The sequence below is a fragment of the Microbulbifer maximicatervae (SeqCode) genome, assembly GCF_052467305.1.
Map to the genome: position 1 here is coordinate 164,413 of NZ_CP174306.1, position 15,575 is coordinate 179,987.

The 15,575-nt window shown below is 50.1% G+C and carries 11 protein-coding genes; 1 reads left to right on the forward strand and 10 read right to left on the reverse strand.

The annotated features are described in order from the left end of the window. Positions 1–20: 20 nt before the first annotated feature. Both ACJJI4_RS00765 and ACJJI4_RS00770 read right to left on the reverse strand, forming a co-directional pair. Positions 21–3,212 carry an efflux RND transporter permease subunit gene (locus ACJJI4_RS00765; protein WP_282934204.1) on the reverse strand — a complete coding sequence of 1,064 codons (3,192 nt, stop codon included), beginning with the start codon at positions 3,210–3,212 and terminating at the stop codon, positions 21–23. Between the two features lie 99 nt (positions 3,213–3,311). Continuing rightward, the gene (locus ACJJI4_RS00770; RefSeq protein WP_444926709.1) at positions 3,312–4,454 is read right to left on the reverse strand and encodes an efflux RND transporter periplasmic adaptor subunit; all 1,143 of its coding nucleotides are present in this window, start codon (positions 4,452–4,454) and stop codon (positions 3,312–3,314) included. Between the two features lie 380 nt (positions 4,455–4,834). On the opposite strand from ACJJI4_RS00770, the gene ACJJI4_RS00775 reads away from it, so the two are divergent. Beyond that, entirely contained in the window at positions 4,835–5,797 is a 963-nt protein-coding gene (locus ACJJI4_RS00775; protein WP_444926710.1) for an AraC family transcriptional regulator, read from the forward strand. Here ACJJI4_RS00775 and ACJJI4_RS00780 read toward each other — a convergent pair. From ACJJI4_RS00780 to ACJJI4_RS00815, 8 genes are all read right to left on the reverse strand, one after another. Further along, complete coding sequence (locus tag ACJJI4_RS00780; protein WP_413664439.1) at positions 5,794–6,078, reverse strand: hypothetical protein; 285 nt, start codon at positions 6,076–6,078, stop codon at positions 5,794–5,796. The genes ACJJI4_RS00775 and ACJJI4_RS00780 overlap by 4 nt on opposite strands. 156 nt (positions 6,079–6,234) lie before the next feature. Further along, entirely contained in the window at positions 6,235–8,547 is a 2,313-nt protein-coding gene (locus ACJJI4_RS00785) for an immune inhibitor A domain-containing protein (protein WP_444926711.1), read from the reverse strand. 284 nt (positions 8,548–8,831) lie between these two features. After that, entirely contained in the window at positions 8,832–10,157 is a 1,326-nt protein-coding gene (locus ACJJI4_RS00790; protein ID WP_444926712.1) for a sensor histidine kinase, read from the reverse strand. Next, on the reverse strand, positions 10,157–11,509 hold the full coding sequence (locus tag ACJJI4_RS00795) for a sigma-54-dependent transcriptional regulator (RefSeq protein WP_444926713.1): 1,353 nt from the start codon (positions 11,507–11,509) through the stop codon (positions 10,157–10,159). The genes ACJJI4_RS00790 and ACJJI4_RS00795 overlap by 1 nt, the downstream gene beginning before the upstream one ends. Before the next feature lie 102 nt (positions 11,510–11,611). Beyond that, on the reverse strand, positions 11,612–12,151 hold the full coding sequence (locus ACJJI4_RS00800; protein WP_444926714.1) for a nuclear transport factor 2 family protein: 540 nt from the start codon (positions 12,149–12,151) through the stop codon (positions 11,612–11,614). A gap of 136 nt (positions 12,152–12,287) precedes the next feature. Continuing rightward, positions 12,288–13,496, reverse strand: a complete 1,209-nt coding sequence (locus ACJJI4_RS00805) for an ABC transporter permease (RefSeq protein WP_444926715.1) — start codon at positions 13,494–13,496, stop codon at positions 12,288–12,290. A 9-nt stretch (positions 13,497–13,505) separates the two neighbouring features. Beyond that, positions 13,506–14,819, reverse strand: coding sequence for an ABC transporter permease (locus ACJJI4_RS00810; RefSeq protein WP_444926716.1), 1,314 nt, complete (start codon positions 14,817–14,819; stop codon positions 13,506–13,508). 12 nt (positions 14,820–14,831) lie between these two features. Further along, complete coding sequence (locus ACJJI4_RS00815; protein ID WP_108731860.1) at positions 14,832–15,533, reverse strand: ABC transporter ATP-binding protein; 702 nt, start codon at positions 15,531–15,533, stop codon at positions 14,832–14,834. Positions 15,534–15,575 lie beyond the last annotated feature (42 nt).

A 15,575-nucleotide genomic window follows, 5' to 3' on the forward strand; every position in this document is an offset into this window, starting at 1 on the left:
TGCGCTCGGGCTAAGCGGGGTTAAGTGTTAGCTACTTGCTCCAGAGGTAAGTTACTCTCCTGGCTATCTGTAGTGCGGGCAGCTGATAGTTTGCCGCCGGCAATCTTGCGCAGGGCAACATAAAATACCGGAGTGAGGAACAGGCCAAACAGGGTTACACCGATCATGCCGGTAAATACGGTAATGCCCATGGCATTGCGCACCTCAGCGCCAGCGCCGCCGGCCAATACCAGTGGAACAACACCGGCAATAAAGGCGACTGAGGTCATAATGATCGGGCGCAGACGCAGGCGGCAGGCTTCCAGTGCAGCCTCGACAGTGCCTTTGCCTTCCATTTCCAGTTCGCGAGCAAATTCCACGATTAAAATGGCGTTCTTACAAGCCAGCCCCATCAGTACAACCAGCCCGACTTGAACAAATACATTGTTGTCGCCGCCAGTAGCCCAGACACCGAATAGTGCAGCCAGCAGACACATGGGCACGATCAGGATCACCGCCAGTGGCATTACCCAGCTTTCATAGAGGGCGGCCAGCACCAGGAATACCAGTAGTACTGCGAGAGGGAAAACCACCATGGCGGCATTGCCCTGGTTGACCTGCTGGAAGCTGAGGTCGGTCCACTGGATTTGCATGCCCGGTGGTAGGGCTTGGCTGGCAACCTGCTCAACCGCTGCCAGTGCCTCGGAAGAAGACAACATGCTGGGATCGGACTGTCCCATCAGGTCGGCTGCCGGATAGCCGTTGTAGCGGATCACCGGATCGGGTCCGTAACTCTGGCGCAGGGTCACCATGGTGCTGATGGGCACCATCTCCCCATTCATATTGCGAGTGTAGAGATTATCGAGATCCTGCACTTCATCGCGGAAGGGTGCATCAGCCTGGGCAACGACCTGGTAGGTGCGGCCGAAAAGGTTGAAGTCGTTGATATACATAGAGCCGAAGTAGAGCTGCAGAGTGCCGAACAAGTCGTCCATGCGCACACCTTGAGCCTTGGCCTGTAGTCGATCCACTTCCGCGTCCATCTGCGGCACATTGGCCTGGTAGGAGCTGAAGGGGTAGCTGAGGCCGCTGGCTTGGCTCAGGGCACCAGCCAACATATTGGTGGCGTTTTGCAACTCACCGTAGCCGGCACCGCGACGGTCCTGAACATAGAGCGAGTAGCCGGAGCCGGCACCCAGACCGAAGATGGGCGGCGGCATAAAGGTCATTGCAAAGCCTTCCTTGATCTGTGAGATCTTGCCATTTAGCTCCGCAGCGATTTCCTGGGCACTGCGCTCACGTTCATCGAAATCGTCGAACAGGATAAATACCGTGCCCACGTTGGGGGTGTTGGTACCTTGCAGGGCATTGAAGCCGACAAAGGCCGCGGCGTTGGCAACACCTTCTGTTTCCAGGGCCAATTCACTCACGCGGCGAGCAACTTCCTCGGTGCGGTCCAGAGAAGCACCTTCCGGCAGGCGGATACTACCCACCAAGTAAGTCTTATCCTGAACCGGAATAAAACCGCCGGGCACCTGTTGGAACAGGGCGAAAGTACCGCCGAGCAATATCAGGTAAACACCAAATACGATACCGCGACGCTTGAGGCTACCACCAACGATCCGCTGGTAACGCTCGGAATTGCGCTGGAAGAAGCGGTTGAACGGGCGGAATATCCAGCCGAACAAACGCTCAATAATCCGCGCGGGCATATCCGGTTTGGCGCCGTGAGGCTTCAACAGAGTTGCCGCCAGAGCCGGAGACAGAGTCAGAGAGTTGATCGCGGAGATAATAGTGGCGATGGCAATGGTGGTGGCAAACTGGCGGTAGAACTGGCCGGTGATGCCGTCCAGGAATGCCATGGGCACAAACACCGCGCAGAGCACCAGGCTGATCGCGACAATTGGACCGCTCACCTCTCGCATGGCCTGGTGGGCAGCGGCTAAAGGTGTCAGTCCCTCCTCGATATTCCGCTCGACGTTTTCCACCACCACAATGGCGTCATCCACCACAATACCGATGGCCAGCACCATAGCGAACAAGGTCAGGGTGTTGATTGAGAAGCCCAACATCAACAGCACCGCAAAGGTGCCGACAATAGATACCGGCACGGCCAACAGTGGGATCAATGAGGCGCGCCAGGTTTGCAGGAACAGGATAACTACCAGAACCACGAGCAGCACGGCTTCCAGTAGGGTCTTGATCACTGAGCTGATGGAGGTGCTAACAAAAACCGTGGGGTCGTAAGCGACTTCCCACTTGAGGCCTTCCGGGAACTGATCATCCAGTTCAGCCATTTTCTCCCGTACCGCCGCAGAAACCTCCAGTGAGTTGGAGCCGGGGGATTGGAAAATAGGGATGGCGACAGCCTGGCGGCCGTTGAGCAGGGCGCGCAGGGAGTCCTGGGAAGAGGCCAGCTCTACACGGGCCACATCTCTCAGGCGGGTGATCTCACCATTATTGCCGGTCTTGAGTACAACATCGCCAAACTCCTCTTCACTTTCCAGGCGGCCTTTGGCGTTAATGGAAATCAGGAAGTCGGAGCCGTTCGGCATGGGGGAGGCGCCGATCTGGCCGGCGGAAACCTGTACGTTCTGCTCACGCACGGCACTGACAATATCGGCAGCAGTAATGCCTACGGCGGCGGCTTTCTGCGGGTCCACCCACAAGCGCATGGCGTAGTCACCGGAACCGAATACGGCGGCAAGACCCACGCCGGGAATGCGCGATAGCTCATCGCGAATATGCAGTACGGCGTAGTTGCGAATATAGGTAGCGTCGAGGCTATCGTCCGGTGAAATCAGGTGCACCGCCATCATCAGGTTTGGCGACTGCTTCTGGGTAGTAACACCTTGCAGGCGGACATCTTCAGGCAGGCGCGGCAGGGCCTGGGACACCCGGTTTTGCACCTGTACCTGGGCTTGGTCCGGGTCGGTGCCCAACTCAAAGGTCACGTTCAAAGTCAGGGTGCCATCACTGCCAGCCACTGACTTCATGTAGATCATATTTTCCACGCCGTTAATCGCTTCTTCCAGCGGCGTGGCTACAGTTTCTGAGATCGTCTTAGGGTTAGCGCCAGGATAGCGAGCACTCACTTGCACGCTGGGGGGTACAACTTCGGGATATTCGCTGACCGGCAGTGAGGGAATACTGATCAGGCCGACGACGAAAATAATGATCGACAACACGGATGCAAATATCGGTCTGTCGACAAAGAAACGGGAAAAATTCATATACTGCTACTCCGAGAGCGACTCAGTCAGCCGCTCGGATTCCATTGATAGGATTAGCTGAATGTATGGGCTCACTTCGGCAAGCCCCTTGCTCTTTGTTTAGTGGCCAGCGACTTGGGTCGCCTTTACCTGCTCCTGCATGGCCACCATTTCCGGTGCGACGGGCATGCCCGGGAAGAAAATCTTTTGCAGGCCATTCACCACAATTTTCTCGCCGGGCTCCAGGCCGCTGCGGATAACCACAAGGTCACCTTGGCGTTGGCCAGCGACCACGGGGCGCTTTTCGGTGACATTACTGTCGTTGACGATGTAGACATAGCGGCGGTCCTGATCGGTAAGAACCGCTTTGCTATTGATTAAAACTGTCTGTGAAACCTCTTCAATTGGCATTTCCACCCGGGCAAATTGCCCCGGTCTGAAAAAGCCGTCCCTGTTGTTAACCACAGCGCGGAACTGAATAGTGCCGGTATGGCTGTTCAAGCGGTTATCAATAAAGTCCAACTCTCCACTGTGTGGATAGCCCTGCTCACCGGCGAGACCTACGCGCACAGCAGGTTTTTGCCCGCTATTAAGTAAGTCGCGGCCCTTAGCAAAAGTCTGTTCGTCACTTTCGAAATACACGTACATTGGGTCGACAGAGACCAGCGTTGTCAGCAGGGTGCTGTCGGCATTGGCGAGATTGCCTTGAGTAACCAGGGCGCGGCTTACTCGGCCACTTATTGGTGCTTTAACTTCAGTGTATTGAAGGTCCAACTGGGCATTTTCCAGTGCTGCTTCGGCGGCGCTGAGAGCCGCTCGGGCCGAATCTCGCGAAGCGATACGCCGGTCGTATTCCTCGCGGGAGATGGCTTTGCTGTTGAGTAGCTGTTTTGCCCGGCCGGCTTGCTTCTCGCTATAGGAGAGGTCGCTGCGAACCCGAGCCAGGTCTGCGCGGGCGGCGCGTTCGCGGGCCTGATAAGGGCGGGGGTCAATGGTGAACAGGACATCGCCCTGTTTGACCAGAGTTCCCTCGGCAAATGAAACCTTGTCGATATAACCGCTAACCCGCGGGCGCAGTTCAACGGTTTCTGGGGCTGCCACACGGCCGGTAAAGCTGCGCCACAATGTTGTATTTCCTGCAGATACCTGGGCGACCTCCACAGCTGGGGGAGGCGGTTGTTGACCGCTGGGTGCGTCACTGTTGCAGCCGGCGAGTACCAGTGCAGATACGCCGAATAAAACCGTCGTTAATTTTCTTACCATTACGCGTGTACTCCCTTTGCTACGGAGGGGGAAGGGCTATTGGGTGCTTCTCCCAGTAAGGGCGTAACTCTAGCGCTGGCCAAGTTGGTTGCGGTATCCGGGAACTGTTAATTGATTGCCTATTTCTACTGAAGGCGTGCTTTTGGGTTGGAAGGATCACATTCTGGTGGATGTGTAAAGAACTGGATATATAACTAGTTGTCGCAAAAAGTGATTAAGATATTACAGTGACTGTAGGGCTATTAATCGGTTATGGTTACCTATTACTGCACAGTGATTGCCCAATCCTGCAAAACTGCACGGAAATTGCCTAAAACTCCGTATACTCTGTGCCACTTCGTGTTGAGACGTGGAATTGTTAGCGGGCACAAGGGGAGCATATGAGCACTGGAAAAAGAGCGGAATTCAACTCTGTCGCCATGGATATGGAGTCGATACGGCAGAAACTGATTGCCTCCCTGATGCGTCAGGCACCGGAACAGGGATTAAATGAAACAGTACTGGGTGGTCTCTCCCTGATTCGCTGCAACGAGCCGGGAGCCTGTGCGGCATCGGTGTATACACCGTCCCTGAATTTTATTATTCAAGGCCGCAAGACCTTGGAGCTGGGAGACCGGGAAATTTCCTATATGCCGCTGAGCTATGTGGCAACCTCAGTGCACTTACCGATCCTGGGGCGTGTTGAAGACGCTTCCCTGGATACTCCGTTTCTCGGCGTAAAGATAACGATCGATCCGCAAGAGGTGGCAGACCTGGTTATGGAGCTGGGTGATAAGGCGCCGGGTGTAGAGGCTGGCTACGACTGTCCCGAAGTCAGCTGCGGCCTGTGCCTGACCAAAATGGATTACGGTATGCTCGATGCGCTAAACCGGCTGGTCTCCTTGTTGGATAGCCCTAAAGATGTCCCGATACTGGCGCCATTAGCCCGGCGTGAGATTATCTATCGCGCCCTGATGGGGGAGATTGGCGCGCGGATGCGCAAGTTTGCCATGGTAGATAGCCAGGCGAACCGGGTATCCCGCGTGATTGAGGTGCTAAAAGACCGCTTCTCAGAACCGCTGCGTATTAGCGACTTGGCCGACCAGGCCAATATGAGTGAGTCATCCCTATATCACAGCTTTAAGCAGATCACCCGCATGTCCCCGTTGCAGTTCCAGAAAAAGCTGCGCTTACACGAGGCGCGACGCCTAATGTTGACCGAGGGGCTGGAAGCGGCTTCCGCCAGCTATCGGGTTGGCTATGAGAGCCCCTCTCATTTCAGTCGTGAATACAGCCGCATGTTTGGTCTTCCGCCCCGCGCGGACGTGATTAAATTGCGCGGTGAACAACGGGTCCCAGCTTAATTTGAAACTGGGTTGCCCTGCTTCAAAACAAATAAGCTACACCACCCTTCGGGACTGATATCGCCCTCCACAACCAGGCAGGCATTGGGGGGCTCAAACAGCTGACAGTCCACGCACTTTTTCCCATCCTTGGGAGTATCCTGGTAATTTACCTTGTCTTTTTGCGCTTTGATTTGGGCCTGAGCTGAGGGTGTTGCAATAAATGTGGCAGGAATTAAAAGTAGCGATGTTCCTGAAAGCTTAAGAAAGTGGCGGCGGGAGTTGTCTAGAGGCTTTTCCATAAATGAACGCCTGAATGATGAAAAAAAGTTTCTGGCATTCAGGTTAGTTGGCGAAGGGAGTTTTGCTCAAATTAAAGGCTTTGTTTTAAGCGGTAATCTTATTCTATTTGTTAAATTGGAGACGGCGCCATGTAGGCGCCGTCTGTTTTTACTTCTTTACTTGGTTACGCGTATTTTAGCTACAGATTTATCTCCGCTGCGAGATACGACCCGAACCTTTAAGCCGTAAGGTGTGATAGCGCGGCCGGCATCTGGTATTTCTTCGCTGCTATAGCTCCGGGTGTCATTAAACAATGGGTAGCGGCGGTTGTGAGTGTCACTTAAGAGTATGCCGTAGTCCTCGAGTAAATCCAGAACCATGTCGTCGGCTCTTTCGATGTTAAATGTGGCATCGTGAACCTGATAGCGGGTACTGGCAACGGAATCATCACTCCATCTCAATACATTTTGGTCGGCATCAACAACTCCGAGGAAGCCGTTTCCTGGGTGTACGCCAACCCAGTTATTATCGTAGCTGGAATCTACGTACCAAACCAAGAGGCCTTCTGTGAAAGTGAGCATCTCGCCGGCTACATTGACATGTGCCAATCCGGCATCAACGCCGCGATGCGTACGCCATTCGAGTAAGTAGTAGTGATCGTGCTCGAGATAGCCAGGGTTTCGGCTAAAGCCTGCAAGGCTAAAGTTGCCATCAGTTTCAGCATCATCGAAAAGGAATGTTGTGTCATCAATTTCGATGCTGATGTCATCGGCAAAAAGACCTGAATTCGCTACGGCGCCATCAGTAATATAGGTAAGTGAAAGGCTAATTTCTTGCCCGGCGTAAGCGCTTAGATCGAATGCAACGTCAATCCAGCCCTCGGAGCTACCAGTAATACCATTACCTGGGTTGGTGCCGTTGGGGTTGGTATCTGTAGTTACTGAACCAGGAATGGAGACAAAGCCATCACCGGAATCTACCATGATCGCGGCGTAATCCCAATCCAGCTCAATGTCGTACCAAGCTTTGAAAGAGAGGCTTGCTGTTTCTGCATTGCTCAGATCAACAGATATTGTCATAGAGTTTTGCAGGTTGTTGCCGCTACCGCTGAAGTAGGCGTATTCTCCACTGCTGGGTTCGGTAACTATTTCTTGTTTTGCTGGTAGGTCAATTCGGACTGCATCGTTATTGGTCCCCTTATTAACCGCTTCATCGAGTAGCAACTCGATACCGCGGCGAGGAATTTCATCTAGTGCAATAGTTTCACCATGAAGCCAGTTCCCACCATGGTTGTGTTGCAGGTATTCCTTGGCATAGGCAGAGAAGCCGGTGGGCTCTGAACCCGGAATAATACCGGCCCAGCTACCACTGGACATAATGGACCAGGAGGAGACGGGTTCACCGCGACCGCTACCATCGGTATCGTATTCATCGGGCAAGCCCAAATCATGGCCATATTCATGGCTGACAACCCCTGCAGCGGCGTCCGCCGGCTGAATGGTGTAATCATAAGCAGCCATAGTGCCGCCCCAGTAATCTACCTCCGCAGTAGTTCCTTCAAGTGAATAGACGCTGCCAAGGTTCCAACGGTGAGACCAAATGGCGTCTTCACCCAGTTGCCCGCCACCTGCTTCTTCACCAACCGAGGAGTGGAAGATCATGATGTGGTCTACCAAACCATCTGCTTCCCAAAAATCGCCATCACCATCCAAGTCGTAACGGTCTTCAATATCAAAATCTGACAGGTTTACTGTGGGGTCGGCAGCTGCAGCTTCCAGGGCCTCACGAATTAGGGAGCGAGCATCACCATCAGTGTTATTGCCGTAAAAAGCTGCTGGTTGACTGGCCATATACCAACCTGCTACAGAGCCTTCAACTGAGTAGCTGTTACCGGATTGCTGCCAGTAAAACTGTTGCATGGATAGCATGTTTTCCCCACTGGGGCCTTCAAAGCCGTCTTGGGAGAAAAGTAAGTCAGCGTAATGTTCAGCGGCGTAATCCGCGTAGTACATATCACTTTCCCCGGGCTCGATGCTGTTATGGGGAAAATCGGGGAACTCCATCAAAATAGCGAGAACCCGTGCAGTTTGGGCTTCACCGTCGTAGCTCTCTAGTTGAATGTTTCTAGGGTGGCGGCTGCCATGGTTGCGGTGAAGGGAACCTTTGCCCCTTTTAAGCCGGGGGTGATGTTTTCCACGGGCATCGCGCATCATCGTTACGGTATCGCTGGAAAGATCTTGAGCCCCATTAATGCTATGGGTGGCCCGCTCTTTTAAGTAAGCCCTTAAAGTGCGTTCAGCTTCTGCAATAGAGGCATCTTGGCTGATGCGCCCAGAGCGCTTGAGCATATCAATTAATTTGGCTTCATTGGCAATGACCAAGTCAACTTGATCACCACCTTTTTGATGTGAATTAATCGCCTGGGCATTGGCTGCCATCAGGCTTAGTGCAAGTGTGCTGGCGGAGAGCAAACTATTTATTTTTAACATAGTCCCTTCTTGTGCGTTTCGAGATGATTTTAAGTTTCGAAATTGGACATAAGTAAAACTAACTAAAATAGTCGGATTTCGAGTTATGGCAGCTCAGGTTTTTTATTATTAGCTACAGAGGGATGACGTTTTAAGATGATTAGGCAGCAATAAATTTATGGGGGTTTTGCATCATTTTAAACTAAAGTGTGATGTTCATTTTATCGCTGATAAATTTTCCTAATAATGTTATTGGGGATTATTCCCCTATTTGGATGGCTTCTGTAGTATAACTTGTTGTGCATCTAATTTTTATTGTTTTTCCATGGCAGCCAGAGACAGATTTGCAACCCTCCATTGGGACGATTCAAAAGCTGTATATACCCATCATGCGCATCAATGATTTCTCTACAAAGAGCTAATCCCAAGCCCACGCCTTGTTCTTTTGTTGAGAAGAAGGGGAGTAGTGCCTGCTCAAGTACTTTCTCACTCATCCCGTAGCCTCGGTCGGAGAGAACCAGCTTCTGTCCAAAATTGTCGGTACTAACTTCAAGTTCAATATCTTTGCTATCGCTACCAGCTTCTCGTGAATTCTTAATTAGATTTAGTAGGGCTTGCTCTATCTGGATGGGGTCAAAGTAACCGGGTTTGTCTGGCAGACCTCCCTTTAGGGAGAAAGCTTGAATTGGCATTATACGATTGACCAGTTCCTGCCAGCTAATAGTCTCACAGCTTGGAGCGGGTAGTTTGGCAAAAGAGGCGTATCCCTGAGTGAACTCTGTCAGGTGTTTACAGCGGTCTGCGATAATATCGAAAACCTTCTCCAAAGCCTGTTCTTTACCAGGCTTTGCTACCAACATTTTTCCAGAGTGCGCGAGCGATGAAATTGGGGCTAGAGAGTTATTCAATTCATGGCTGATTAAACGAATAACTTTTTTCCAAACTTCTACCTCCGCACGAGTCAACTCACGGGTCATTTCGCGTAAAACGATTAGACGATGTTTTTGCGTGTTTAAAACAAAAGTGCTGTTTACGATATGCATGGAGTGGGGACCATTGATGTCGGTATAATTAAACAGTCCATTCTTCCAGCTGTTAATGGCGCTGGCTATTTCTTTGGGGCTCTTGGATAAAAGCCTCAATAAAAGTAGTCCTTGTATTGGTTTTCCGTTGTTAAGTAGTTGTTTGGCACTACTGTTTGAATAAATAATACGATCGTTTTGATCCACCAGTAGAAGAGCTTGGGGTGATGTTTGGATAACCGTATCCAAAAGGAGTTCCCGTTGATAAATGTGGGCACGTTCCTTACGCAAGTGTTCCCCAATCTCGTTATAAAGTATTGTTATTTGCCTGAGTTCGCTATCCTTGGGGTGTACTAGGGATATTGAGAAATCGCCGTCACGAAAATTTAGCAGGCCATTTTGTAGTGATTTTAGGGTGCTAGTTAGAGGAGTAAGTATAAGGCGAACCAGTACAATTAATAACGGCAATGAAATGATGAGTCCCGCTGACCAGGCGAGAGAAGGGCTAAAGCCAGCCCGAGTGCCGAGCCAGGATATGGTAATACCAGCGACTAAGGGAATGGCCGCTGTTGCAATAAGGCGGCCTTCAAGTGAAAAATATTTCGACATCAATAGGGTATACCGTGTTTTTCCAGGCGGCGGTATAGCGCTTGGCGGCTCATGCCGAGTTCTCGTGCAGCCTGGGCAATAATGCCATTGCAGTTGGATAGTGTCTCTTGTAGCAGCTCACGGCTGGGCTCGAAACTCACTTCCACTTTATCGGTTGGCGTTTGCTCAGGGAGCGCCAGGATGGCTTCATCGATAGTATCCTCCTGACTAAGGACGGCCGCTCGCTGCATAACATTTTGAAGTTCTCGCACATTGCCGGGCCAATGATAGCGAGTAAGGGCGTTTAACGCTTGAGGAGATAGCTTTTTTGAATTGCCACTTTCCGCGAGGAAGCTTATCGCGAGGGGAGGGATGTCTTCAGGGCGTTCATGCAGTGGCGGGAGGCGCAGTTCTATAACATTGAGTCGATAAAATAAATCCTGGCGAAACTTACCTTCCTCGATAGCCTTGTGGAGATCCTTATTGGTAGCACTGATTACCCGAACTTTGGTTTTGCGGGTTTGGCTGCTGCCTAAACGTTGGAACTCCCCAGTTTGTAGTACACGCAGTAGTTTCACCTGACCACTGGGTGACAGCTCGCCAATTTCATCGAGGAACAGGGTGCCGCCATCGGCGGCCTCAAACCTACCCTCCCGTGCCCGATTGCCGGCGCCGGTATAGGCTCCGGGTTCGGCTCCGAACAGCTCTGCTTCCATCAGATCTTCCGGCAGTGCACCCACATTAACTTTAATAAAAGGCCCTTCTCTAGATGAAGAGTTCGCCTGGACAATCTCAGCAATCTTCTCTTTGCCGGCCCCATTTGGCCCTGTGATCAGGATGGGAACTTCAGATTTCGCTACTTGAGTGGCCATCTCCAACAGCTTTTGCATTTTATCGCTGCGGTAAATTATGCCTTGTAGTAAAAAGTCCTCCCGTAATTGGCTGCGAGCATTCAAAGCTTGTTGCTGGGATGCCTGCTGGCGCTTTTGTAATTCTCCCAGTTCCAATAAATTGTTTATTGTGGATATTAGTTTATTATCATCCCAGGGCTTACCCAGGTAATCAGCAGCACCAGCTCTGACTAACTCGACGGCCATTTCTAGTTGAGTCCAAGCGGTCAGCAGGATAATCGGAAGGTCCGGATTTATTTCCCGAATCGCAAAGAAAAGTTCTTTTCCCTCTTGTCCAGAGGTTGTATCAGCGGTGAAATTCATATCCTGGATAACCAGGCTAACATCGCTGTTCTCTCGTAGCAGTTGTAGGCCGGCTTGAGGAGTAATCGCACAAAGTGGCTGCAAGTCATGCAGGGACAACAGGATCTCCAGGGCGGAAACGATACTGCTGTTGTCATCAATAATAAGTACTTTGTCCATAGTTTCTAAGACACGCTATTAAGGCGCCTATTATGCAATGTGTTGGTGGCGAGGGGGAATGCTTGTGGCAGGTTTTCTCTGCCACAAATAGATCTGGAAGGGCTAGTGGCCGATATGTTGCTCGGCAGGTTTATGGTCGAAGCTGAGCACCCTCGCTAGCTGCCACTCTCCATCTACCTGTTTCCAGAGATGAGTGAATTGAGAACTTTCCCGTAAAACTTCAGATTTGTCGTCATTGATGCCGTAAAATCGATGGGTACCAGATTGAATAGCGCCATAATGGTTAACAGGGTAGATTCTAGTGCTCTCGACTACCAATTCACGACGTGCACGAATACCACTTCCATTTTCACGCTGTTTACACATATTGGTAATGGCCTTGACAAACTCTTTTCCAGACTTCGCTGTTTGACCCCACTTGTCATGGTACATTTCAAAGTCGTCGGTAACCAGGTTTTGTGCTTCTCTTAGATCACAATTATTGAATAACGCATCAAATAAGTGTTGGTCAGCTTTTGTAATTTGTTGTACTAGTTCTTCAGTTACTAATGGGCCAGCAATAACCGGATGTTTTTCCGCTTGTGAGTTTGGGCTTAGAAAGGTTAGCCCCATAAAAAAGAAAGAAGTTATTTTTTTAAACAAGATCAATGTCCTTATTATTTATTTTGATGGGGTTCGGGCATATCCGTTGAACGCGATAGACAAGCAATGAAAAATGAATGAAAAAAATGCCCTTTCTAGGGGGTGAGCAAGTAGGTCACCCCCTCAAATTTGTTATTTAAATATTTCGGGTGGCGGTTGCCGGCGATATATTTGCTGCTCGTAACGCTGGGGCAAGTGCAGCTGTAAGGCTGATTAAAAGAACCAATAGAGCACAAACAACTAGGGGCACAATTGTTAAAGTAGGCTGTGAATAATCTCGAACCATATATTGATTGGCAATAAGTGCTGCTGCACACCCAACGGTAATTCCCAGACCCGATATGATCCCGTTCTCTAAAAGGAAATAGCGACTGATATTTGTGCGAGTAGCTCCTAATGCACGCCTAACCCCAATTTGCTTGGCTCTTTGGTTGATCCAGAAAATTGTCAAACCAACGATACCGAGTGCCACAATAAAGCTTAACATGGCGGCAACGATAGAAAGTACTTTAACCATTGTGTTGTCAATTGCATAACTGCGATCTACATACTTAGACAGTGTATTGACAGAAATTACTCTCTGAGGATCTCGTTCGGATAGTTTGTCCTCTAGAGTCTGCATAACTTCATCTCGTTTACCCGGCTCGGTACGCACCATGTATTTTGCAAAGCGTCTTTCCTTTATTACCGGAAAAAACATAACGTTACCTGAGTTTGACCAACTTACCCAGGCCCCAAGGTGTTGCTCGACAACTCCAATAATTTCCATGGGCTCTGAGCTGCCACCTTGAAAAATTGGCTTACCGATAGGGTCTTGATCGGGGTAGAGTTTTTCGGCAAGTTGCTTAGTGATAATGGTAGTAGCCGTTGTGCTTGGTATACTTTGGTCGCCAATTTGCATTTCAGCTTCGGTGAAGTTACGCCCAGCTATCAAGTTCAAATTGAGGGTGTTGATAAATTGAGGATCAACTTGGTAGTAGTTGGAAGTCTCACCACCGACCTCTTGATTGGGGTTGTTATAGTATCGAGATGCCGAACCAGACCCTGAAATAGGGATCTGATTGGTTATAGAGGCATTTACTACATAAGGCAAATCACGAAGTAGACTAAGGTCAGCTTTAATGGCGCCATTAGTATCGTAGTCTTGGGGTATCGCCATAAATCCTACGGTAATTAAATCCTCAACCTCTATACCTGTAGGGCGATTTATTTTCTCAATTCGATCCTGAATAATAATCGCGGTATTGCTGACGATCGCAAGTGTCAAGCCAAGTTGAAGGGCAATCAGCAAAGCGGATATTTTATTGCGCCAGAGGGCGGACAGCATCGGTTTCAATTCAAGCATGGTCAGGCCTTACTGGGTTTTAAGGTAAATTGAAGGGTTGGTTTGGCTGATTTTTAGCGCCGGATAGAGGCCTGCCAACAGACTGGCCACAATAGCGAGGCCAATTGCAGCAACCATCATGACCCAATCCATAGAGGGCAGTGTATCGATTCGCCCCATGGCGAGGTGACGGATACCGCTGAGGCCGAGCAGGGCTAAGAAAATGCCTGCTACACCTCCGAGAATACCGATGGTGGCACTTTCAATTAAGTGTTGGGTAAAGATAGCACCTCGGCTGGCACCTAAGGCTCGACGTACTCCGGCTTCTGGAGCCTTTCGCAAAAACTTAGCTAGCAGTAAAGCAACGGCATTAATCACACATACCAATAAGAAAGCCAGTGAGACCCAGCCGAGAATACGGTTGTCATCGCTGAGAACTTCATTGAGTACCAGCCACTCCGACGGTTTGCTAAGTGCGAATTTTAGCGGTCTCTGGAAACGGCCTTGAAGTTTTTCTTGTTGTATGTAGGCAGTAAGGAATTCCTCATACTCAGCTTTTTGCTCACTGCTACTTAGTTCAACCCAATATTGAATCCAAACATATTCGCTCTGCAGAAATTCTTCATAGGTTTTCGGATCTGCGTTGCTCCAGCCATTGGTGTTACCCCAGGTGCTAATTTCCAGTTTGCGGTGCAGACCAAAGGGAATAAATAGCTCCTCGACTTCGTCAAAGGGGCCATTGTTAACATCGTACACTCTCGGTGATGGTTCCCAAGTGTCGATAACACCTACGATGGTATAAGGTTGATCATTGAGTCTTATCGTTTTTCCAACGCTATTTTCACCTGCGAAAAGCTTGTCATTTGATGGCTTGGAAAGCACGACGACTTGAGTCGGGGAGCTGTCGGCGGACTTTTCCCAAGTGCCACCATAAATAAAAGGAACATCGAATAAAGAGAAGAAGTCGCGAGTAGTTACCCTGGCGTCTGACTCAAAAGGCCGAATAGCTGAGCTTTCCGGTTTTACGGTGAAACCATAACGATGCATGGCGATTTGGCGCGTTGGAATATTTGAGCGCAATAAAGCTTCGGCATCTCTATAGGTTAGCTGCCAGGGTATCTCATTAGGTGCGTCATAGGCTTTATTGATATCCCAGCTATCCAGCTGTACGGAAAAGAGTACATCGTCTTTATGCTTCAAAGCATTCTGAGACATGGTGTAGTTCAGGGTCAGCACCGTCATAGAGGCGCCGACACCGACTGCAATAGCGGCAACCATTAAGCTGCTTAAAATTGGGGTTCCGCGCAAACTTCGTAGGGCGAGGGAAATATAGTATCCAAACATGGTGCAGACTCCTTAAGCAGTAACGGCAGCAGGCTGTTCGGGGACCGCACGTAAATCGCAAACCTGTCCATCTACAATCTGGATGTTGCGGTGGGCACGGCGTGCGAGTTCTGGATCGTGGGTAACCATTACGATGGTGGTTCCCCACTCGTTAATAAACTCCAGTAGCTCCATTACCTGGCGGGCCATTAAGGAGTCGAGGTTACCGGTGGGCTCATCCGCAAGCAGAAAACGGGGTTCGCCAGCTAAAGCGCGGGCGATAGCGATACGTTGCTGCTGTCCACCGGAGAGCTGTGCCGGCAGGTGTTTAGCACGTGCAGAAAGGCCTACCTGCTCGAGCACTTTTTCAATACGCTTGCGACGTTCTTTTGCATTGAAACCACGATAGCGCAGGGGAACGTCGATATTGTCGAATAAGGTTAGGTCGGGAATCAGGTTAAACCCCTGGAAAATAAAGCCTATTTTTTCGTTGCGCAGATGTGAGCGCTGGCGGTCATTGAGATTACTGACATTCTCACCGTCGAGCAGGTACTCTCCACTGGTGGGCGTTTCCAGTAGGCCGGCAATATTGAGAAAGGTGGTTTTACCGGAGCCACTGGGGCCGGTTACAGAAACAAACTCACCCTCCTTAACTTCAAGGCTGAAATCGCGCAGCGCATGAGTTTCGATAGTATCGGTACGGAAACTTTTACGGATATTGTTCATTTTCAACATTGCAATATTCCCTTTTTCTTTAACTTTAAATTATTGATTGAT